Source organism: Promicromonospora iranensis, from assembly GCF_028994805.1.
GTDB lineage: Bacteria > Actinomycetota > Actinomycetes > Actinomycetales > Cellulomonadaceae > Promicromonospora > Promicromonospora iranensis.
The window spans coordinates 279,671-300,310 of the sequence record NZ_JAJQQP010000007.1; the positions used below are offsets into that span (position 1 = coordinate 279,671).

Annotated in this window: 17 protein-coding genes and 1 tRNA gene; 6 read left to right on the top strand and 12 right to left on the bottom strand. The window is 70.7% G+C overall.

Features of this window, described 5'->3' with window-relative positions:
* Positions 1 to 25: 25 nt before the first annotated feature.
* Genes pknB through LUM46_RS14090 form a run of 7 tightly spaced genes read right to left on the bottom strand, consistent with a single transcriptional unit; the run spans position 26 to position 9,588 of the window.
* Positions 26 to 2,068, bottom strand: a complete 2,043-nt coding sequence (gene pknB, locus LUM46_RS14060; protein ID WP_274994680.1) for a Stk1 family PASTA domain-containing Ser/Thr kinase — start codon at positions 2,066 to 2,068, stop codon at positions 26 to 28.
* Complete coding sequence (locus LUM46_RS14065) at positions 2,069 to 3,826, bottom strand: serine/threonine-protein kinase (protein WP_274994681.1); 1,758 nt, start codon at positions 3,824 to 3,826, stop codon at positions 2,069 to 2,071.
* Positions 3,823 to 5,358: a peptidoglycan D,D-transpeptidase FtsI family protein gene (locus LUM46_RS14070; RefSeq protein WP_274994682.1), complete on the bottom strand. Its 1,536-nt coding sequence runs from the start codon at positions 5,356 to 5,358 to the stop codon at positions 3,823 to 3,825. The genes LUM46_RS14065 and LUM46_RS14070 overlap by 4 nt, the downstream gene beginning before the upstream one ends.
* On the bottom strand, positions 5,355 to 6,842 hold the full coding sequence (locus LUM46_RS14075; RefSeq protein WP_274994683.1) for an FtsW/RodA/SpoVE family cell cycle protein: 1,488 nt from the start codon (positions 6,840 to 6,842) through the stop codon (positions 5,355 to 5,357). Before LUM46_RS14075 ends, LUM46_RS14070 begins: the two co-directional genes overlap by 4 nt.
* On the bottom strand, positions 6,839 to 8,362 hold the full coding sequence (locus tag LUM46_RS14080) for a PP2C family protein-serine/threonine phosphatase (RefSeq protein WP_274994684.1): 1,524 nt from the start codon (positions 8,360 to 8,362) through the stop codon (positions 6,839 to 6,841). The genes LUM46_RS14075 and LUM46_RS14080 overlap by 4 nt, the downstream gene beginning before the upstream one ends.
* Before the next feature lie 7 nt (positions 8,363 to 8,369).
* Positions 8,370 to 8,861 (bottom strand): FHA domain-containing protein FhaB/FipA, encoded by a 492-nt coding sequence (locus LUM46_RS14085; RefSeq protein ID WP_274994686.1) that lies wholly within the window; start codon positions 8,859 to 8,861, stop codon positions 8,370 to 8,372.
* Between the two features lie 10 nt (positions 8,862 to 8,871).
* A complete protein-coding gene (locus LUM46_RS14090) occupies positions 8,872 to 9,588 on the bottom strand; it encodes an FhaA domain-containing protein (protein ID WP_020017306.1) in 717 nt (238 codons plus the stop codon).
* Positions 9,589 to 9,827: 239 nt separating this feature from the next.
* Here LUM46_RS14090 and LUM46_RS14095 point away from each other — a divergent pair.
* Positions 9,828 to 9,911, top strand: a tRNA-Leu gene (locus LUM46_RS14095).
* Positions 9,912 to 9,967: 56 nt separating this feature from the next.
* Here LUM46_RS14095 and LUM46_RS14100 read toward each other — a convergent pair.
* Genes LUM46_RS14100 through LUM46_RS14110 form a run of 3 tightly spaced genes read right to left on the bottom strand, consistent with a single transcriptional unit; the run spans position 9,968 to position 12,011 of the window.
* On the bottom strand, positions 9,968 to 10,690 hold the full coding sequence (locus LUM46_RS14100) for an alpha/beta fold hydrolase (protein ID WP_274994689.1): 723 nt from the start codon (positions 10,688 to 10,690) through the stop codon (positions 9,968 to 9,970).
* A gap of 35 nt (positions 10,691 to 10,725) precedes the next feature.
* Positions 10,726 to 11,190 carry a RidA family protein gene (locus LUM46_RS14105; RefSeq protein WP_274994690.1) on the bottom strand — a complete coding sequence of 155 codons (465 nt, stop codon included), beginning with the start codon at positions 11,188 to 11,190 and terminating at the stop codon, positions 10,726 to 10,728.
* The gene (locus LUM46_RS14110; protein WP_274994691.1) at positions 11,190 to 12,011 is read right to left on the bottom strand and encodes an alpha/beta fold hydrolase; all 822 of its coding nucleotides are present in this window, start codon (positions 12,009 to 12,011) and stop codon (positions 11,190 to 11,192) included. Before LUM46_RS14110 ends, LUM46_RS14105 begins: the two co-directional genes overlap by 1 nt.
* A gap of 161 nt (positions 12,012 to 12,172) precedes the next feature.
* Between LUM46_RS14110 and LUM46_RS14115 the strand changes: the two genes are divergently transcribed.
* Positions 12,173 to 14,443, top strand: a complete 2,271-nt coding sequence (locus LUM46_RS14115) for a helix-turn-helix domain-containing protein (RefSeq protein ID WP_274994693.1) — start codon at positions 12,173 to 12,175, stop codon at positions 14,441 to 14,443.
* Between the two features lie 16 nt (positions 14,444 to 14,459).
* Here the strand turns inward: LUM46_RS14115 and LUM46_RS14120 are convergent, their stop codons facing one another.
* Entirely contained in the window at positions 14,460 to 15,740 is a 1,281-nt protein-coding gene (locus LUM46_RS14120; protein WP_274994695.1) for an anhydro-N-acetylmuramic acid kinase, read from the bottom strand.
* Between the two features lie 72 nt (positions 15,741 to 15,812).
* Between LUM46_RS14120 and LUM46_RS14125 the strand changes: the two genes are divergently transcribed.
* The gene (locus LUM46_RS14125; RefSeq protein WP_274994697.1) at positions 15,813 to 16,661 is read left to right on the top strand and encodes a class I SAM-dependent methyltransferase; all 849 of its coding nucleotides are present in this window, start codon (positions 15,813 to 15,815) and stop codon (positions 16,659 to 16,661) included.
* Here the strand turns inward: LUM46_RS14125 and LUM46_RS14130 are convergent.
* Positions 16,639 to 17,472: an alpha/beta fold hydrolase gene (locus LUM46_RS14130; protein WP_274994699.1), complete on the bottom strand. Its 834-nt coding sequence runs from the start codon at positions 17,470 to 17,472 to the stop codon at positions 16,639 to 16,641. The genes LUM46_RS14125 and LUM46_RS14130 overlap by 23 nt on opposite strands.
* Before the next feature lie 414 nt (positions 17,473 to 17,886).
* Here LUM46_RS14130 and LUM46_RS14135 point away from each other — a divergent pair, with 414 nt between their 5' ends.
* From LUM46_RS14135 to LUM46_RS14145, 3 genes are all read left to right on the top strand, one after another.
* Entirely contained in the window at positions 17,887 to 18,384 is a 498-nt protein-coding gene (locus tag LUM46_RS14135; RefSeq protein WP_274994771.1) for a low molecular weight protein-tyrosine-phosphatase, read from the top strand.
* Between the two features lie 62 nt (positions 18,385 to 18,446).
* Positions 18,447 to 19,382 (top strand): NAD(P)H-binding protein, encoded by a 936-nt coding sequence (locus LUM46_RS14140; RefSeq protein WP_274994700.1) that lies wholly within the window; start codon positions 18,447 to 18,449, stop codon positions 19,380 to 19,382.
* Positions 19,379 to 20,569, top strand: a complete 1,191-nt coding sequence (locus LUM46_RS14145) for an alpha/beta hydrolase (RefSeq protein WP_274994701.1) — start codon at positions 19,379 to 19,381, stop codon at positions 20,567 to 20,569. Before LUM46_RS14140 ends, LUM46_RS14145 begins: the two co-directional genes overlap by 4 nt.
* Positions 20,570 to 20,640 lie beyond the last annotated feature (71 nt).

The following is a 20,640-nucleotide window of genomic DNA, read 5'->3' on the forward strand; positions in this document are numbered from 1 at the left end:
GGTCTCCCCGGTCAGCGCACGAGCGCTACGGGAAGACGTCCTCGCCGTCGCCTTCGCCCTCGCCGTTGCCGTTGCCTCCGCCTTCGTCCTCGGCCGGACCGGAGGACACCACCAGGTTGATCCTGGCGCCCTGCTCGACCGTGGCTCCGGGCGGCGGGTCCGAGCGGATCACTCGACCCTCCTCGATGGTCTCCGAGGGCTCCTGCGAGGCCTCGACGCACGTGACCTGGGAACCGGTGCACGAGACCTGGGCCTCTTCGACCGTCTTGCCGACGAGGTCGACGGGGACGGTCGTCTCCACGGGCTCCGGTGCCTTGGCGAGGAAGACGGTCACCGACTGGCCCTGCGGCACGTCGCCGGCCTCCGGATCGGTGCGGACGACGGTACCCGGCGGGACCTCGTCGCTCTCTTCCTCGTCCCACTGGATGGTGCCGAGGCCGAGGTTCTCCAGCTGCGTTTCCGCGCCCTGCCTGGACTGCCCGATGACGTTCGGCAGCGTCGTCATGCCGGTCGAGACGTACAGGATGACCTCGGAACCCTCCTGGGCGGTCTGCCCGGCTCCGGGCTCGCTCTTGGTCACCATGTCCTTGCCGACGTTGCGGCTGTTCTCGGAGTCGGTGCCTCCCACCGTGAGGTTCGCCTCCTCGAGCCGCGCTCGAGCGGCGTCCTGGGACAGCCCGCTCACGTCGGGGATCGTCACCTGGCCGGGCGCGCCCGCGACGTAGACGGTGACCGTCGAGCTCGGGTCGACCTCCTCGCCCGCAGGGGGGTCGGTCGTGCCCGTGGTGTGTCCCTCGTCGAGGTCGGAGTCCTTGTCGATCGCCTGCTGGAAGGTCAGCCCGGCTGCCTCGATCTGTGCCCTGGCGTCGTCAACGGCCAGGCCCTCCGCGATCCGGGGCACGGGCACCGTCGTCGGCTCCTGGTTGGCCGCGTTCTCCATCGCCATCGCGATGGCGATGGCCGCGACCGCTGCCAGAGCGATCCCGAGGAGCCACCACATGAGGGCCTTGCTCTTCTTCTCGGGCTCCTGGTCGGCACGGTTCGGCTGACCGGGGTATCCCCCGCCGGGCGTGACGGGGCTCTGCTGCGCCGTCGTCGGACCCCAGCTCGCCGGGGTCGGCGACATGACCTGGGTGGCGCCGTACGCGGGCTGGCCGGCGACCTGGGTGGCACCCATCATGGCGCCCACCATCGGCGCGCTGATCTGGCCGCCGCGCATCGCGGACTCCAGGTCGCGCCGGAACTCCGCGGCCGTGCTGTACCGCTGCTCGCGGTCCTTGGTCAGCGCCTTGAGCGTGATGCGGTCCAGCACGTCGGGGACGTCGGTGGCGACCTCGGAGGGGCGCTGCGGCTCCTGGCCCACGTGCTGGTACGCGACCGCCACCGGCGAGTCGCCCTGGAACGGCGGGCGGCCGGTGAGCAGCTCGAACAGCATGCAGCCGGTCGAGTACAGGTCGGAGCGGGTATCCACCTGCTCGCCGCGGGCCTGCTCCGGGGAGAGGTACTGCGCGGTGCCGATCACGGCGTGCGTCTGCGTCATCGTCGCGGCGGAGTCCGCCATGGCGCGCGCGATGCCGAAGTCCATCACCTTGACCGCGCCCGTGGGCGTGATCATGACGTTCGCGGGCTTGATGTCGCGGTGCACGATGCCGGCGTGGTGCGAGTACTCCAGCGCGCTGAGCACACCGACGGTGATCTCGACGGCCTCCTCGATGGGCACCGCCGCACCGTCGGTCAGGATGTCGCGGACCGTGTGGCCTTCCACGTACTCCATGACGATGAACGGGACGTGCACATCCTCGCCCGCGGCGTTCTGGTGGATGTCCTCGCCCGTGTCGTACACGGCGACGACAGCCGGGTGGTTCAGAGCGGCGGCGGACTGCGCCTCACGCCGGAAGCGCACCAGGAAGGACGGGTCACGGGCGAGGTCGGAACGCAGCACCTTGATCGCGACGGTACGACCGAGACGGGTGTCGTGGCCGATGTGGACCTCGGCCATGCCGCCACGGCCGACAAGCTCGCCGACCTCGTAACGGCCGGCGAGTACGCGGGGCGTGTTCTCCACCACTCATACGTCCTTAGATGTCATGGCCGTCTGCCTCAGGGCATACGGCTCGTTGAAAAGCATCATCCCAGAAGCGGCGACTGCGGCCGCTGCCGGGGGATTCAGCATTTCGGCGTGGATTTCGGAGGAACCCCACGGCTCCTGCAGAGCGCTGTTGTCACCGCCTCCGGTGACCAGCGTGATGATGAGCACCACCAGCAGCAACGCGACCAGCGCGACAAGCGGCCAGGACACGCGGACCCCGATGCGGTCCTCGATCCCGCCCACCCACCGTTGGATGTCGGACGACAGACTTCGTCGCTTCCCAGGGTGCCCCCCGGAGCGCCCCTGCTGGGGGACCTTCCGCCCGTCCTGGCGTGTCGAGTGCAGATCGCGACGCGACGGGTAGGACCGCGCGCCGTTGCCTGCCGCGGTGCCTGACGGCGGTGGGACGTAGCCAGAACCGTGCGGCCGGCCGTAGGCGTCGGTGCCGAACGCACCCGACGTCGTGCCGTAGCCCGCGGAGTCCGCGCCGTAGCCGGCGGAGTCCGTGCCGTACTGCCCCGAACCAGGGCCGCCGGCCGGGGTGCCCGGCGCGGGCGAGTAGGGACGCCCGTACGCGTCGGTGCCGTGGGTGCCCGACGTCGTGCCGTAGCCGGCCGAGTCGGAACCGTGGGCACCCGAGCCGAAAGGGCCCGAACCGTAGCCGCCCGCGGGTGTGCCCGAGCCGTACCCGCCGGCCGGGGTGCCACGGTCCGGGCTGGGCGGCGCTGACTGCGCGTTCGCGACGGTGGTGTGCCGACCGCCGCTGCTCTGGCCGAACGGCGTCTGCCGGCGTGCGTGGGACGGCCCGGGCTGCGGCGCGGCGCCGCTCCGGCCGTTGTTCGACCGCTGCGGCGCGGACGGCGGGCCGTCCCGGCGGGCCCGGCGTGCATAGCGCGAGCTGCCGAACGGGTCCTCTGCGATCTCTGCGGCGAGCACGTCGAGGTGCCGTGCCAGCTGGTCCGCCGAGGAGATGCGCTGCGCCGGATCCTTCTCCAGCATCTGCGTGATGGTCTCGGCGAGGCCCGGGTGGACCGACGTCGGCAGCAGCGGCACCGGCGCGTTGACGTGCGCGATCGCGATGTCGACAGGCGTTCGGCCCGTGAACGGCCGCCGACCGGCCGTGGCCTCGTAGGCGACGACGCCGAGTGCGTAGATGTCGGAGGCGCCCGTGGCGGACTGGCCCACCGCCTGCTCGGGCGACAGGTACTGCGCCGTGCCCATGACCATGCCGGTGGCGGTCATGGGCACCTGGTTCTGCGCCACGGAGACGCCGAAGTCGGTGATCTTCACCGTGCCGGAGTGCTCCAGCAGGATGTTGCCCGGCTTGACGTCCCGGTGCACGACCCCCGCGAGGTGAGCGGCGTGTAGGCCTCGGGCCGTCTGCGCCAGGATCGGCAGGAGCCGGGCCGGCGGGAGGACGGGCTCGCGCTCGAGCAGGTCGGCGAGCGGCTCGCCCAGCACGAGCTCCATGACGAGGTAGCCGGCGCCGCGCTCCTCGCCGTAGTCGAACATCTGCGCGATGTTGGGGTGAACGAGGGTCGACGAGTTCCGGGCCTCCGTGCGCAGGCGACGAAGAAAGTCCTCGTTGCCCGTGTACTCCTCGCGGAGCACCTTCACGGCGATCTCACGCGCGAGCTTCTCGTCGCGCGCTACCCAGACCTCGCCCATGCCGCCCATGGCGATGCGCCGCACGAGCGTGTAGCGCTCACCGAGCGTCAGACCCTCGACCGGCCTCATTTCGAGATCGCCGCCTGCATGATCTGCGCGGCGATCGGGCTGGCGAGGGCGCCACCCGTGGACTCGTCGGTCGACTGGCCCTCGTTCTCCAGCACCACGGCGACGGCGACCTGCGGGTCGTTGGCGGGCGCGAACGAGGTGAACCACAGCGTGGGCGACCGCGGGTCGTCCTCGGCGGTACCGGTCTTGCCCGCTACGTCGACGCCCGAGATCTGTGCGCCCGTGCCGGAGCCGTCCCGGACGACCTCGACCATCATCTCGGTGAGGGCGTCGGCCGTCGACGACGAGAACGGGCTCTTGTAGCGGCTCGGCTTGGTCTGGCTGACGAGCTCGAGGTCGCTGTCCCGCACGCTCTGGATGAGGTACGGCTCCATCAGGTCGCCGTCGTTCGCGATGGCAGCCGACATCATGGCGACCTGGAGCGGCGTCATACGGAGGTCGCCCTGACCCATGCCGGAGAGCGCGATACGGGCGGCCGAGTCGTCCGTGGCGCTGTCGGACAGGCCCGGGTAGGCGCCGACCGAGGTGGACATCGGGATGTCGATCGACTCGGTGAAGCCGAAGTCCTGGAACATCTGCTGCATGCCGTCCTTGCCGACCTCGTTGGCCAGGGCGAGGAAGGCGGTGTTGCAGGAGATCCGCATGGCGTCCTTGAGCGGCATCTCGCCCGTGTCCGAGCACTTCTGGCCACCGTAGTTCTGCACACGGCCGCCGTCGCCCGTGGTGCCGGGCAGCTGGTAGACGTCCTCGGCCGGGATCGAGGTCTCCGGGGTCTTCCCCTCGTACTCGATGGCGGCAGCCGCGGTGAGCAGCTTGAACGTGGACCCGGGCGGGTAGACGGCGTTGATCGTGCGGTTGATGGTCGGGCCGTACGGGCTGAGCCGCTCCTCGCCGCCGATCGAGTTGACCTGGGGCTTGTTGTTGATCAGCGCCTCGGAGGCGGCCGTCGCCTCGCCGGAGTTGTGCACGGCCAGCGTGTTCGGGTCGTACGACGGCTTGGAGACCATCGCGAGGATCGCCCCGGTCTTCGGGTCGATGGCCACGGCCGCGCCGATGTTGTCGCCCAGGGCGTCCCAGGCGGCCTTCTGCACCTCGGGGTCGATGGTGAGCTCGACCGACGAGCCCTGCGCCTCCTCCCCCGTGACGAGGTTCTGGAGACGGTCGAGCCACAGCGAGTCGTCCTCGCCCGCGAGGTAGCTGTTCGCGTACCGCTCCATCCCGGTGACCGTGCCGTTGACCGCGAAGTAGCCCGTGACGGGCGCGTACACGCTGGCAGCACCGCCGTCGCCCTCGGAGTAGGTGCGCTGGTACTTGAAGTTGTCGTCCACCGGGACGGAGGTCACGATCGCCTCGCCACCGCGGACCACTATCGGCCCGCGGTCACGCGAGAGGGCGCTGTAGATCCCGCGGACGTTCCCCGGGTGGTCGTTCAGCTCGCCGGCGGCGACGAACTGGATCCAGCTGGTCGACACCATGAGGGCCAGGAACATCACCATCACGACGGTCGAGAGACGGCGGAGGGTCGCGTTCACCGGTCCACCCCCCGGACGATCTGCGTCGCGTCGTCAGGCGTCGCGCCGCGGCCGGCGCCGGCCTCGGTCTCGGCCTGCACCGGGCCCGCACCCCCCACCGCGATGGCGTCACCGTTTGCCGCGGCGGGTACGGGGTCAGCCAGGGCGCCGCGGGTCGGCAGCGCGGAAGGGCGTCGGGCAGCGTCGGAGATGCGCAGCATGAGTGCGATGACTATCCAGTTCGCGAGCAGGGACGACCCGCCCTGAGCCATGAACGGCAGGGTCAGACCGGTGAGCGGGATGACGCGGGTGATCCCGCCCACCACCACGAAGAGCTGCAGGGCCATGACGAACGCGAGGCCGCCGGCCAGCAGCTTGCCGAACCCGTCCCGCACGCCGATCGCGTGCCGGAGGCCACGCTGCACGATCACCAGGTAGATCAGCAGGATCGCGAGCAAGCCGGTCAGGCCGAGCTCCTCGCCGAGCGAGGCATAGATGAAGTCGGAGAAGGCGAACGGTATGTACTCCGGGTAGCCCTCGCCCCAGCCCGCGCCGAACATACCGCCGTAGGACATGGCGAACAGACCCTGGACCAGCTGGTACGACGGGCCGTTCATGAGGTCGGGGTTGAGCGCGTCCAGCCAGATGTTCACGCGCAGCTGCACGTGGCTGAAGATCGACCAGGCCAGGACCGCGCCTCCTGCGAACATCGTGAGGCCGATGACGATCCAGCCGACGCGGTCGGTCGCGAGGTAGAGCATGCCGACGAACAGGCCGAAGAAGAGGAGCGACGTACCGAGGTCCTTCTCGCCCACGAGAACCGCCAGCGAGACCGCCCAGACGATGAGGATGGGACCCAGGTCGCGCAGGCGGGGGAGCTGCAGCCCGAGGAACTTCTTGCCCGCCAGGGCCAGGGTGTCACGGTTCGCGACCAGGTAGCCGGCGAAGAACACGGCGAAGGCGATCTTGGCGAACTCGGCAGGCTGCGCCGAGAAGGGGCCGATGAAGATCCAGATCTGCGCACCGTTGATCTCGCGGCCCAGCCCCGGGACCAGGGGCAGGATCACCAGGACGATGCCCACGATCATCGCCGTGTACGTGAGGCGACGCAGGCTGCGGTGGTCCTTGATGGCGAAGAGGGCCACGCAGGCCACGATGATCCCCAGCGCCGTCCACATGAGATGGCGCGAGGCGTTGGCACCGTCGATGCCGGCGGGGTCGAGGTCCTGGCGCAGGATCATCGCCATGCTCACGCTGTTCAGCAGAATCACCGCGGGCAGGATCACCTGGTCGGCGTAGGGAGCGCGCAGCCGCAGCACGATGTGCGCGGTGAAGGCCAGCGCGGCGAGGACGATCGAGTAGGTCCAGAACCCCTCGGGCAGGCCGTCCTGGATCGAGTAGCCGACCATCCACATGCCGCCCATGCCGAGCGCGAGCGCTACGACGAGCAGGATGGCCTCCGCCACGCGGGTCGGGGCGTTCTCCTCGGGTCGGAGCGCGCTCATCCGTTCTTCTCCTGGCCGGTGTCAGCAGAGGTCGTACGGGAGCTCGGTGACGAGTCTCCGCCCGGCTGCTTGCTGGTCGTGGGGCTCGGGGACTGCGTCGGGGACGGTGAAGTCGTCGGCTCGGGCTCCTCGGTGGCGTCCGCGACGAGGCGGTCGGCGCGTCCGCGGGCATCCTCGAGCGACGTGGCCCGGATCGTCTCGTGCACGCGGTTGGCGACGAAGTCGGGCAGCTCGTCGACGCGGGTGCCGGTGAGCTCGACCGGGGTCGAGAAGGTCAGCGGGCCGGCCGTCGCCGGGATGCCGCGGAACACGGCGACCTGGCCGTCCGACTCACCCACGTAGTACTGGGTCTGGGTCCAGCGGTAGCCGCCCCAGCCCGCGAGCACGAGACCGACGACGAGCAGCAGCGCACCGAGCACGGTGAGCCAGACGCGCTTCTTCGGCGGGGTCTCCTCCTCGTCGGCATCGTCGTCCAGGTCGTCGTCGGGCTGGACGTCGGGCTGGTACTGCTCATCATCGGGCGTACCGGCGATCATGGCCTGCTCGAGCGTGTCGGCGAGGCCGTCGTGCGCCACGGCGTCGGGCAGGACGCTGACCGCGACCGGTGCGGGAGACGCCTGGCCACCCGTCGGAACCGTGGACCGGGTGAAGCCGGTCACGGTGTCGCCGTCGATGTCGGAGCCGGGCAGGGCCGTGGGGCTCGCGGGGTCGCCGCCCGCCGCGGTCACGCCGGCGAGTGCCGCCGAGCCGACGATCTCCGGCGTCACGGTTGCGGCGGTGGTGGCCGCCGCGGCCTCGTCCAGGATGTCGGCCACGACGACGGTGATGTTGTCGGTGCTGCCGGCACGCATGGACATCGAGACGAGCCGCTCGACAGCGTCCTGCGGGGTCGTGACCGAGATGAGGACCTCGGCGATCTCGTCGTCGGGCACGAAGCCGGACAGGCCGTCGGAGCAGAGCATCCAGCGGTCGCCCGGGATCGCCTCGCGGATCGACAGGTCGGGCGTGAGGTCCAGGTCGAAGTCGCCCAGTACCCGCATGACGACGTTGCGCTGCGGGTGGGTCTCGGCCTCGTCAGCGGTGATGCGGCCGGTGTCGACCAGGTGCTGCACGAAGGTGTGGTCGACGGTGACCTGCGCCAGGGTGCCGTCGCGCAGCAGGTACGCGCGCGAGTCGCCCAGGTGGGCCATGGCCAGCGTGTTGCCGGACTTCAGCAGTGCCGTGACGGTGGTGCCCATGCCCGCCAGGTCCGGGTCGGCCGTCGTCGCGTCGACGAGGTCCTGCCGGGCGCGGTCGATCGAGCGCTCGAGCTCGGACATCGACTGGTCGGAGCTGTGGTCGGGCCGGTCGAGGCCCACCAGGGCTGCGATCGTCAGCGCGGACGCGACGTCGCCGCCTGCGTGCCCGCCCATCCCGTCGGCCACGACGAGGAGGTTGGGCCCCGCGTAGGCGGAGTCCTGGTTGTTGGAGCGGACGAGGCCGACGTCGGAGCGCGCGGCATACCGCAAGGTCACGGTCACGTGGTGGTCATCCCTGGAGCTCGACGACGGACTGTCCGATCTGCACACCCACACCTGGAGCGAGCGGGAGGATTCCCTGCACCCGCTCCTCTCCGATGTACGTGCCGTTCGTGGAGCCGAGGTCCTCCACGAACCACTGGCCGCCCTGGGGGAAGATCCGTGCGTGACGTGACGACGAGTAGTCGTCGTCGAGCACGAGCGTGCAGCTCGGCGCGCGTCCGATCAGCACGCCGGACGAGGTGAGCGGGATGGTGGTCCCCGTGAGCGGGCCCGCCACCACGACGAGCCGCGAGGGACCGCCGCGCTGGGGAGCGCGGGGCGCGCCACCCCCGGGGGTCGGCGACGGGGCCGGACCCGCGAGCTCGGGCCGGCGCCGCCGGCCGCTGGCCGTACGTGGTCCTGCCAGGTCGCGCCGGAGCACGGCGACGGCGGAGAGCACGAACACCCACAGCAGCACGAGGTAGCCCAGCCGGAGCAGGGTGAACGTCAGCTCGCTCATGTCAGGTTCTTCACCAGTCCTCGTTGTCTGCACCGGAGGCACTGCCGGTCCAGAACATGATGCGGGTACGGCCGATGGTCATCGTGTTGCCGTCGAGCAGGGTCGCGGCCGGGACCTGGTGGCCCTCGACGTACAGGCCGTTCGTCGATCCCATGTCGGTCGCGACGACGCCGTCCGGCGTCACGCGGATCTCGAGGTGACGGCGGGAGACTCCCGGGTCGTCGACCACGATGTCCGCCTCGGCGTCACGGCCGATGACGGTCACGGGTCCGGTGAGCAGGTACCGCTGACCATCGATGTCGATGAGCGGGTGCCTGCCGGTCGGCGCGCCGGAGGTCGCCGGGGCGACGCTTCCCTGCACGCTGCGCGACCGCACCGTGAAACGGCCGGGCACCAGCTCGTACTGCTCGTCGAACGTCACGCTCACGGGGCCCACGAACGCGTAGTGCTGCGTCGCGGCGTACGCCGTGATGTTGGACGCGAGCTCGTCGGCGAGGGTCTGCGCACCCCACGCCTCGATCTGGGCGAAGTCGTCGGGAGCGAGCTCGATGGTGAACTCGTTCGGGGCGACGGTACGGTCGCGTCCGACAACCGCGGCACGGTCGTCCAGCTCGCGTCGCAGCCTGCTCGCCAGTTCGACAGGCTTCACCTCGCCACGTCCCACCTTGGCGAACGCGTTGTTCATCATGCGCTCCACGCTCTTCTCGAAGCGGTCCAGGGCGCCCATGCCACCTCCTTCCGGGGTCTGCGCCGGGCAGACTACCTAGATCGTATAGACCGGTCGGTCCCCGCAGACTCCAATACTGTGGATGTCCTGCGGATCTTCTCCGATCTTCCCTCAGGTGGCACGGTGAAGAGAGGCGCGGGCGGATCCGCACGCTACTAGACCTGCGACGGGACGTGAACCACTTCACGGTTATTGGATTCGGAATCGGCCTTCGAGCCGTGCTAGCCTCATCCAGCAGCGCGCGAGTGGCGGAATAGGCAGACGCGCACGGTTCAGGTCCGTGTGCCCGAAAGGGCGTGGGGGTTCAACTCCCCCCTCGCGCACGTTGTTACGAAAGGCCCCGACTCATCGAGTCGGGGCCTTCGTCATGCCGTCGGGGCTACACCTCGGAGAGGTGGGTGATCGCTTCGGTGATCAGGTCCACGACCGCCTGGGGCTGCGACACCATGACCGAGTGGGACGCTCCGGGGATCTCCTTGATCGAGACGGCTCCGGCACGCTCCGCCATGAATCGCAGACCCTCGACAGGGATGTTCTTGTCGGCATCGCCGAAGACGAACCACGACGGGAGCGACTTCCATGCCGGAGTCTGCGCGGGCTGCGCCTCGCCGAGTGCGAAGTCCCTGATCGGCCGCTGCGTGCGCGCCTGGGTCGCGGCTTCCGCGGCCGGGACGTCGGCGGCGAACTGACCGGGGAACAGGTCGCGGTCCACGACGAGGTCGTTGGTGCCGTCGCCCAGCGGGTACGAGCGCACCGTCTCGCCGAGCGTGCTCCCGGGGAACTTGCCGGTCAGCTCCAGGGCGTTCTCACCATGGTCGGGAGCGAAGGCCGCGACGTAGACCAGGCCGACGACGGCGGCGTTGTCCACGGCCGCCTCGGTGATGACCGCGCCGCCGTAGGAGTGGCCGACGAGCAGGACGGGCCCACCGATTCCTTCGACGGCCCGCCGCACGTTCTCCGCATCGGTGGTGACGCTGCGCAGCGGGTTGGGTGTGGCGACGGCGGCCACACCGGCCTCCGTGAGCCGGGGGATCACGCCGGACCAGCTGGCGGACTCGGCGAACGCGCCGTGGACCAGGACAACAGTGATTTCCTGCGACATCGTTGATGCTCCTTCATGGGTATGGAGGGTCTGGGTCATACGAACTCGACGATCAGCTCCACCTCGACGGGCGAGTCGAGCGGCAGAGCTGCGACACCGACCGCGCTCCGCGCGTGCACCCCGGCGTCTCCGAAGACCTCGCCGAGAACCTCGGACGCCCCGTCGAGCACGCCGGGCTGTGCAGTGAACGACGGGTCGGACGCCACGAACCCGACGACCTTCACGATGCGGGTGACTCGGTCGAGAGTGCCCAGCACCTCGGCGACGGCCGAGAGGGCGTTGAGTGCGCTGGTGCGTGCACAGTCGTGGGCGTCCTCGGGTGTGACCCCCGCGCCGACCTTTCCGGTGACGGTCAGCTTCCCGTCGACGAGAGGAAGCTGACCGGCCGTGAGTACGAGGTTGCCGCTGACGACCGCGGGCACGTAGACGCCGGCGGGTGCCGGTGACCGACGCGGCAACGTGATGCCCAGCTCCGCGAGCCGGGCGTCGACGTTGGGCATCAGCTGGCCAGGAACTCGAGGATGTCGGCGCCGAGTGCCGCGCGGAAGTCGCCGTAGATACCGTGCGGCGCGCCCGGGTAGACCTTCAGGGTGCCGTGCTTCACGAGTTCGGCGGAGCGGAGCGCCGCGGCGCCGATCGGGACGATCTGGTCGTCGTCACCGTGCGCGATGAGGATCGGCACGTCGAGAGCCTTGAGGTCTTCCGTGAAGTCCGTCTCGGAGAATGCCTTCACGCAGTCGTATGCGGCCGCCAGGTTGACCAGCATGCCCTGCCGCCAGAAGTCGTCCCTCGCACCCTGGGACACGTTCGCTCCCTCGCGGTTGGCCCCGAAGAACGGCACCGTGAGGTCCTGGTAGAACTGCGAGGCGTCGTTCAGCACGCCTGCGCGGATGCCGTCGAAGACGCTGATCGGAAGGCCCTCGGGGTTCTCCTCGGTCTGGACCATGAGGGGAGGTACGGCACCCACCGTGACCACACGGGAGACCCGCCCGGCACCGTGCTGCGCTGCGTAGCGCACCACTTCACCGCCACCGGTCGAGTGGCCGATCACGACGAGATCGCGCAGGTCGAGAGCCTCCACCAGCTCCGCGAGGTCGCGAGCGTAGGTGTCCATGTCGTTGCCCGTGGACGTCTTCGAGGAACGGCCGTGGCCACGCCGGTCGTGCGCGATGGCCTGGTAGCCGGCGTCGGCGAGCAGCTTCAGCTCGACCTGCCAGGCGTCCGAGCTCAGCGGCCAGCCGTGGCTGAACAGGACCGGCTGGCCCGTGCCCTGCGTGGTGAAGTAGATCTCTGTACCGTCGGAGGTAGTGATGTAGGGCATGGGATGATCCTCTGCTGGTGATGTCGACCCGGTGGATATGCCGGGGGTCGGCTCTGCGCCCGGTCGAGTGCGACCGATTGCGAATCGCTTGCCCTCACCTCACCTCCCGCGCCGGGTATGCCGCCAGGCAGAAAGCAGGCAGAAATGCGAAGTCGCCTCCGGTGAACCGACCTCAGACGCTCGGCGAGCAGATTCGTCAGCTGCGGCTGGCGGCGGACCTCACCCTCGAAGCGCTCGCCGAACGCTCGGGGGTGAGCGTTCGCACCATTGGTGACGTGGAGCGCGGCGTCAGTGCCGCCCCCCATCGACGGACCGTCGACGCGCTCGCCCGAGGGCTCCAGCTCGGCCCGGCGGATCGCCAGAAGCTGCTGCGCGAGTCACGTGCCCGACGAGCCGTGCCCGCGCAAGGGTCACGAGCCTCGGCAGTCGCGCCCCACCGGGTCTGGGACTTCACCGGCCGAGAGCGGGAGATCGCCGAGATCACCTCGTTCTTCTCTCCGCCCGCAGAAGGCCACGTCGCACCTGTCGTCATCTCCGGACTGGCGGGGATCGGCAAGACCACCACCGCGCTCGAAGCGATCCACCGCCTCGAGGACTCCAGCCGTCCGCTCCTGTTCGTCGACCTCGACGGCTTGAGCCCGTCTCCTCTGACCCCGGTCCAGGTCGTCAGCGCCTTGTTGCGACAGGTTCCCGGTGGGAGCGAAGGGGTGCCGAGAACACTGGACGACGCCGTGCTCAGATGGCGCGCGGTGACCGCAGAGAAGCCGGTGACCGTCTTGCTGGACAACGCCGACTCGGAACGTCAGATCCGCCCCGTTCTCACGCTGCACACCAACAGTGCGGTCGTCATCACGTCCCGGCGCGCCCTTGCCGGGTTGGAGGGAGTTCGGCGGATCACCCTCGGTCCGCTCCGGCCGGAGGAGAGCGTCGAGCTCCTGGCGAAGATCATCCCCCCGGATCAGCGGGCGGCCGGTGACCTGCGCGATCTCGCGGAGCTCTCCAGCCATGTCCCGCTGGCGATGCGCATCGCCGGGAACCGGATCGCCAGCAAGCCGGCGGTCCACGCGGGCGACTTCTCGGCCCGCATCAGGTCCGCCGAGAGCCGGTTGCGCATGCTGGTGGCTGGAGATCTGGCCGTCGAGGCAGCCTTCACGCTGTCCTACGAAGACCTGGAACCGTCGGTCGCCACCCTGTTTCGTTCGATCTCTGTGATCGACGCCGGAACCTTCGACGCCCGGATCGCTGCGGCTACCCTCGAATCCACCGTGAGTGTCGGAGAGGTCGAGGGCCGGCTGGACGAGCTGACCGATCTGGGACTGCTGGAGGCCCGAGGCGGCAACCGGTATCACCTTCACGACCTTGTCCGCCTGTTCGCGGGTTCCCCTCGGCTGGCCGCGGACGCCGGGGATGCCGCTGAGCAGACGGAGGCGCGGCGCGACCGACTGCGGCGCTGGCTGCTCGGTAGCCTGGAGCGGGCCGGTGCGTGGTTCGAACCGGACCGGTCGCCGACGGGACCCGGGCCGGCCGGCGTGGATTTCGCGGACGCGGGGACGGCCGACGCATGGATCCGCCTGGAGGAGCATCACTGGTGGCCGGCGATGCAGGCGGCGGCCAAGGCCGGCGAGCATGCGCTGGTGGCCGACGTGGCCGATGCGATGCACTGGTTCTCGGAGCTCTGGGCGAACTGGGGACACTGGACGGAGCTCTTCAGCCTGGCCGTGGAGTCGTCGCGTGCTCTGGGGGACAAGCGCCTTGAGGCCATGCACCTGGGCTATCTCGTGTGGGCCACCGTGGTCGAGACGCGGGACCACCAGGAAGGGCTACGACTCGCCAGGCTCGCGGTCGTGGCGGCTGAGGAGTCGGAGGACCACCAGCAGTTGGGGTGGGCGAACTTCTATCTGAGCTGGATGCTGAGCGAGAACAAGCTCGACGGGGGCCTTGTGGCCTGTCGTACTGCGCTGCTGCAGTTCGGTCTCGCCGGTGACCGCGAGGGGGCGACCAGCGCGTCGTCCCTCCTCGGTGACCTCGCGCGAGCGACCGGCGACCACCAGCGTGCGCTCGACGAGTACCGAGCCGCGTACGACGTCGTGCAGGCCAGCGCACCGAACTCGACGCTGGCCACGACACTGCTGGTCAGCACCCTGCACTACCGGATGTCCGAAGCGCTCGTCGCGCTCGACCGGCCCGTGGAGGCGATCAGTGCCGCGGACCGGGCCATCGCGGTGGCGGAGGAGGTGCGAGGGCTCACCCTCGTGCGGATCTCTCTGCGGGCACGGGCGATCGCCCACCTGTCTCTAGGTCACGGACAGCAGGCCCGGGCGGATCTCGAACGGGCGCTCGAAGGACTCGACGCGACCTCGCGCACCGGGATGAACACGGCGTTCCGGGACAGTCTGATCCCACTGCTGGAAGAGGCGGACAAGCTCGCCTGAGGCAGTGTGCGACGGTTCAGACCGGACGCAGAACTTCCAGTCGTCGTGGCCGCCCGACGGCGGTGACGCGCCCGGGCGGAAACCGTCCCTCCGCACTCGGTGTCACCGACCCCAGCACGCTCGGCCGCCGGGCGCCCGTGGCTCCTGGCAGCACACCGGGCAGGCCGTACCAGGTGTGCCAGCCCAGCACGGCGAACGCCAGCGCCTCCTTGGCCTGGCTCGGCACGCCCAGCTCGTCGGACGTCCGGACGGCGACGCCGGGTAGCTCCTCCCGGAGCGCCGCCATGAGCGCGGTGTTGCGGGTACCCCCGCCGGAGGCGACGACCTCGGTGGCGGTGTGCCGGACGGCGTCCGCGACGGTGCGGGCGGTGAGTGCGACGAGGGTGGCGAGCAGGTCCTGCGGCGTCGGCGCCGTGGGGCCGAGGCGATCCAGCAGGTAGCCCAGGTGGAAGTGCTCCTTGCCCGTCGACTTCGGCGCGGGGCGGGCGTAGTAGGGGTCGTCGAGCAGGCGCACCAGGAGGTCGGGGAGCACCTGGCCATGGGCGGCGAGGGCGCCGTCGGCGTCGAACGCTTGGCGGCCGTTCGTGACGTGTCGCGTCGCTGCGTCGAGCAGCGCGCAGGCAGGGCCGGTGTCGAAGGTCTCGACAGGCTCGACCCGCGGAGGGACGGGCTCGACCTGCGAGGGAGTGGCGGGCAGCACGGTCACGTTCGCGATGCCGCCCAGGTTCAGGGCCACGGCGGAGCCGGGACGGCCGGCGAGCCAGAGCGCGTCGAACAGGCCCACCAGGGGAGCGCCCTGACCACCCGCAGCGACATCGCGGGTGCGCAGACCCGAGACGACGGGCAGACCGGTGGTCTCGGCGATCCAGGCGGGCTCACCGACCTGCAGGGTGCCGAGCACGGCGCCGCCGTCGGGTGCCCAGCCGTCGGGTGCCCAGTGGAAGACGGTCTGCCCGTGCGACACGACCAGGTCGGCGTCGCCGGCGCAGAGCTCGGCCACGGCGCGTGCGGCGACGTCGGCGAACGCCTGCCCGGTCCCGGTGTCGAGCCGGCACACCGTCTCCAGGGTGGTGCGGGCCGGCGGCAGCGCTGCCACGAGCTCGGACCGCAGAGCCGGCGGGTAGGGGACGGAGAGGTGCCCCAGCGGCGTGAGCACCAGCGTGTCGCCGGAGAGCCGGAGGTCGCACGCGGCGGCGTCGACGGCGTCGTGGGACGTGCCGGACATGAGGCCGACCACGCGCAGGGCAGTCGATGTCTCTCCAGGTGAAGGCTGGTTTTCAGGCAACGGATCCACCATCAGATCGACTCCTCGGGTCGTGTTTGCGCCAGTGTTCGCCCCTTGGTCCTACTTTGCGTCACAATCTGCACCATGCTCGACGTCTCGATCGCCCCAGCTCCGGCGCCGGACGCGCCGTTCGAGGACCACATCGAATGGGCGCGCAACGCCCCTGCGACCCCTTCGACACCCGCGGCGCTCTTCACCGGCGGGCTCACGGACGCCCCTGTCCACGACCGTCTCACGATCGACGACCCGACGTGGGACTACCCCGCGCTCGCTCGCGACGTCGTGCTCGGGGCCCGCGGTGCCGTGCTCGACATCGGCACCGGCAGCGGTGACTTCTTCGCGGGCCTCGGCCCGCTCCCCAAGGGTTCGGCCGCGACGGAGACCGGTCCGGCATTCCTCACTGCCCGACGCCGCCTGGAGCCGCTCGGTGTGGACGTGCGCCGGGCCGAGCCGTCCTGGACGGGCGACATGCTGCTGCCCTTCTTCGACGGTCAGTACAGCGCCGTGCTCAGCCGGTTCAGCACCATCGACCCCGACGAGGTGGGCCGTGTGCTGGAGCCCGGCGGGACGTTCCTCACCGAACAGGTGGACACGCGTGACGGAATCGTCCTCAACCGGGTGCTCGGCGTGCCGCTCGGCTGGGACCCGGACGCCGTCACCATCGACGTGATCTCCGACGGGCTCGTGGCCTCCGGCCTGGAGATCGTCGAAGCCACCGAGCACGCGGGCACCCGCACGTTCACCGACCTGTCGTCGGTGCTCTGGTACCTGCGGACGGCGGCCTGGCAGGTCCCCGGTCTCGCCGACCTCACCCCGGCCGCCGTCGCGCGGCACGAGGCAGGGCTGCGTGCGCTGCACATGCACTTCGCGACGGGCAACGAGCTCGTCGACGAGGCGCCGCGCATCCTGGTCACGGCGCGCCGGCCGTTCTGAGCAGGCTCGCCACCGCCTCGGCCATCGCTTCTGGTGGCACGTCCGTCCCCTGCCCGGGCAGGGTCACCCGACGCGCCATCGGCAGCACCGCCGCCAGCGACTCCGCGGCGTCCGTGAGGGGCACGGCGCTCGCGGCGCCGTCGGCCACGAGGACCGGCTGGGTGATCTGGTGCCACCGGCCCATCAGCGCGCGGTGGCCCAGGGCGACACCGGCGAGGATCCGGCCGTCGTAGGCGATGGTCGGTGCGATCGCCTCCAGGCCGGCCCACGAGGGGGACTCGCGCATGCGTGGCAGGAGCCGGCACGGCATGCCGACCACGTCGAGGAACAGCTCGACGGCGCTGCCGGGGTCACCCATCTCGATGCAGGTCTCGACCCCCGCGATCATCCGGGGATCGGTGGGCGGCTCGCCGCTCGCGACGTCGTACGTCGGCTCGAAGCAGAGCACGCCGGTGACATCGGCGCCGAGATCGGCTGCGGCCCGCAGTGCGAGGAACGCTCCGGAGGAGATGCCCAGCAGCGCCGCGGGCCCGGTGATCTCCAGCAGAGCGGCGATGTCGTCGATCTCCCGGTCCACGCTGTACGGCGGCGTGTCGCCGCTCCCGCCCCGACCACGGCGGTCGTAGCGCAGCGTGGTCGCCCGGTCGCCCAGTGCCGTCGCCACGGCGAGCGTCACGGGCAGACGATGGGCCAGCACACCGTCGACCACCACGATCGCCGGCGCCAGCCCGGGGGTCGGGCCGGTCAGGTCGTACGCGATCCGGGTGCCGTCGGCCGACGTCGTGAAGGCGTCGGCGGTGATGGTCGTCATGCAGGGCAGACGGATCGGCACCTCGAAAGTCGTCGCTCCGCCGGGTGCCGGGGGTTGTCGACGTCCCGTCCGATTTCGCCGCGAGGAAAAAACCTGGGCGGTCGCCGTTTCGGAGCGTAAGTTCGTGGGCACATGAGAAGGGAGGTGATCCGAGCAGTGATTTCACATCGGACCCATGAGGTGGTCGCGCGCTAGTCGCGTGACGCGTATGCGTTTCGCGCCGACGCCGGTCGGAGGGCTCAGCACGGGGCCTTCCTGATCTGCTCAGGCGCAACGGGACATGGTGGCGAGTTCCTCGCGACCACCGGAGCCCGCGGGTGCCGTGCCCTCGTCCAGCACGGCTGACACCAGTCGCCCCGCGGGCTTTCCCCTGCCTCGGTCCGGGAGAATGATCGTGTGACTGCCTACCGCGTGATGACTGTCTGCACGGGAAACATCTGCCGGTCCCCGATGGCCGAGATCGTGCTCCGTGACCGCTTCGAGGCGGCAGGCCTCGGCGACGCCGTCGTGGTGGACTCCTCCGGCGTGAGCGACGAGGAGCACGGCAACCCGGTGGACCCGAGGGCCCGTGCCGTCCTGGCCGAGCACGGCTATCCCCTGGGTGACGGACACCGGGCGCGCCAGGTGACCACGGACGACGTCGGCTCGCACGACCTGGTGCTCGCCATGACCACCCGGCACGCACGTGGCCTGCGGGACCTTGCCGGGCGGGTGCGGGGCGACGCCACCATCCGGATGTACCGCTCGTTCGACCCGGCGGCCGACGGGCTCCCCGAGAACGAGCTCGACATCGCCGACCCCTGGTACGGCGGCCCGCACGACTTCGAGGTGTGCCTGGCACAGATCGAGGCGGCGGCGGACGGCGTCGTCGACTTCGTCCGGGCGGAGCTCGGCGTGTCCTCCGGTGCGTGACCGCCGGACGATTCACCCCACCACGTCCGGCCCGGTGACTCCCGGCCGATTACCGTGAGGGGATGACCTCCGCGTCGCCCGACCGGCTGGTCGTCCTCACCGGGGCCGACGGCCGTCTGGGTTCCAGGCTCGCCTTCCGCGTGGCGGCGGCGGGTGGTCGGCAGCGCCTGCTCGTCAGCGGGAGGGGCACGGCGCCCCGCCTGCCCGACGGTGCACCCCTGCCGGAGGCGGAGGTCGTCGCCGTCCCTCCCGAGGCCGATCGCAGAGCCCTGACCAGTGCGTTCGACGGCGCCTATGCGGTGTTCCTGGTCCCGGGCTCGGAGCGCACCGGTCGGGTGGGCAAGCACCGTGCCGCCATCGACGCGGCAGTGCTCGCCGGGGTGCGGCACGTCGTCTACGTGTCGTCGGTGGGCGCTGCGCCGGACGCCGTGTCGTCCGCTGCTCGTGACGACTGGCTCACCGAGGAGTACCTGCGTGGCACCGACCTCAGATGGACGATGCTGCGGATCGCCATGTTCCACCGCACCCTGACGTTCGCGGTCCACGACGAGTCGTACGGATCCGTGCGGGACACCGTGCTCCGCGCCCCGGCAGGAGCCGGACGGGTCGCCACCGTGTCGCACGACGACGTGGCCGACGTCGCCACCGCCGTGCTGCTCGACGAGGACCCGAAGCGGCACGCGGGCCGGACCTACCACCTGACCGGACCCGAGGCGCTGAGCCTCGACGAGGTGGCGGCGGTGCTGTCGACGGCCGTGGGGCGGTCCGTCCGGTACGTGCCGCAGACCGTGGAGCAGGCACGCTCCTTGTTCTACCGGTCGACCGCCGGTGAGGTGGAGGACTGGATATCGCAGTGCCAGGCGATCGAGGCGGGTGGGCTCGCCGCGGTGAGCCCCGACGTCAGGCAGCTCGCGGGGCGGCAGGCACGATCGCTCGAGACGTGGCTCGACGACTATCCGACGGAGTGGGCCCACCTGCGGTTACCGTCGGTGAGATGACGAGCCTCTCCCCAGGTCCGGACGACGGAACGACACCCGAGCCGGCGTGGGAGCCAGACGTGCTGCCGGGCTTCGAGCGGCTGACGCTGCCCCTGCAGCCCGACGAGGACGACCCCGAGGTGGTGGCGACGCTGGTCCGGCGAGCCCGGCCGGAGCCGGTCGAGCCTGCGGGAGACCGGCACGACGGCGCCGAGCCCCGCCGGGGCATGCGTCGGGTGGGCGCCGAGAACCCGCAGGTCGCGCGGCTCTGGGACGAGCTGTCGGAGCTGGGGCGGCGGCTGCACCTGCGGGGCGCGGCACGCCCGCATCACGACGACGAACCGCATGCTGCCCCGCCCGACGTCGGCGTCGACCTGCTGTACGTGCACGGCTGGCTCGACTACTTCTTCCAGGCCCATCTCGCTGACTTCTGGGAGTCGATCGGAGTGCGGTTCCACGCCCTCGACCTGCGCCGTTACGGCCGCAGCCTGCGCGAGGGCCAGACCCCAGGATTCGTCCGCAGCCTGACCACCTACGACGAGGAGATCGAGGCTGCGCTCAGCGCCATGGGACACGGCCGTGACGCGGAGCCCGAGCGCAAGCTGGTGCTCATGGGCCACTCCACGGGCGGCCTCACCGTCAGCCTGTGGGCGGCCCGCAACCAGGAACGGGTCGCCGGGCTGGTGCTGAACTCGCCCTGGCTGGAGTTCCAGCCTCGCGAGGCGGTGCGGAAGATCATGGAGCCGGGCATCCGCGTCCAGTCCGCGCTCGTGCCGCGCAGCCAGCTCGTCAACCTGGACCGCGGCCTGTACGCCCGCGCGATCTCCTCGCGGTTCGACGGCGAGTGGGAGTACGACGTCACCTGGCGCCCCGATGCCGGCTGGCGCCCCACACCGGCGTGGCTCGCGGCGATCTTCCGCGGGCAGGACCAGGTGGCGCGCGGGCTCGGCATCGAGGTGCCGGTCCTGGTGCTGCTCAGCACCCGCAGCACCATCCCGACGCGCTGGAGCGAGGACATGCGGAGCACCGACTCGGTGCTGGACGTGGTCGGGATCGCCCGCCGCGTGCCCGACGTCGGCTCCCTCATCACCCTCGTGCGCATCGCCGGCGGCCTGCACGACGTGACCCTCTCGGCGACGCCCGTGCGCGAGCACGTGTGGCGCGAGACCGAGCGCTGGTTCCGCGGCTACGTGCTCGCTCCGGACTGACGCCGAGCCGCCTGCTTCCTCGACTCCGGCGGCGCCTGGCGAAGGCGCGGCCATGGTGAGATCCTGGAACG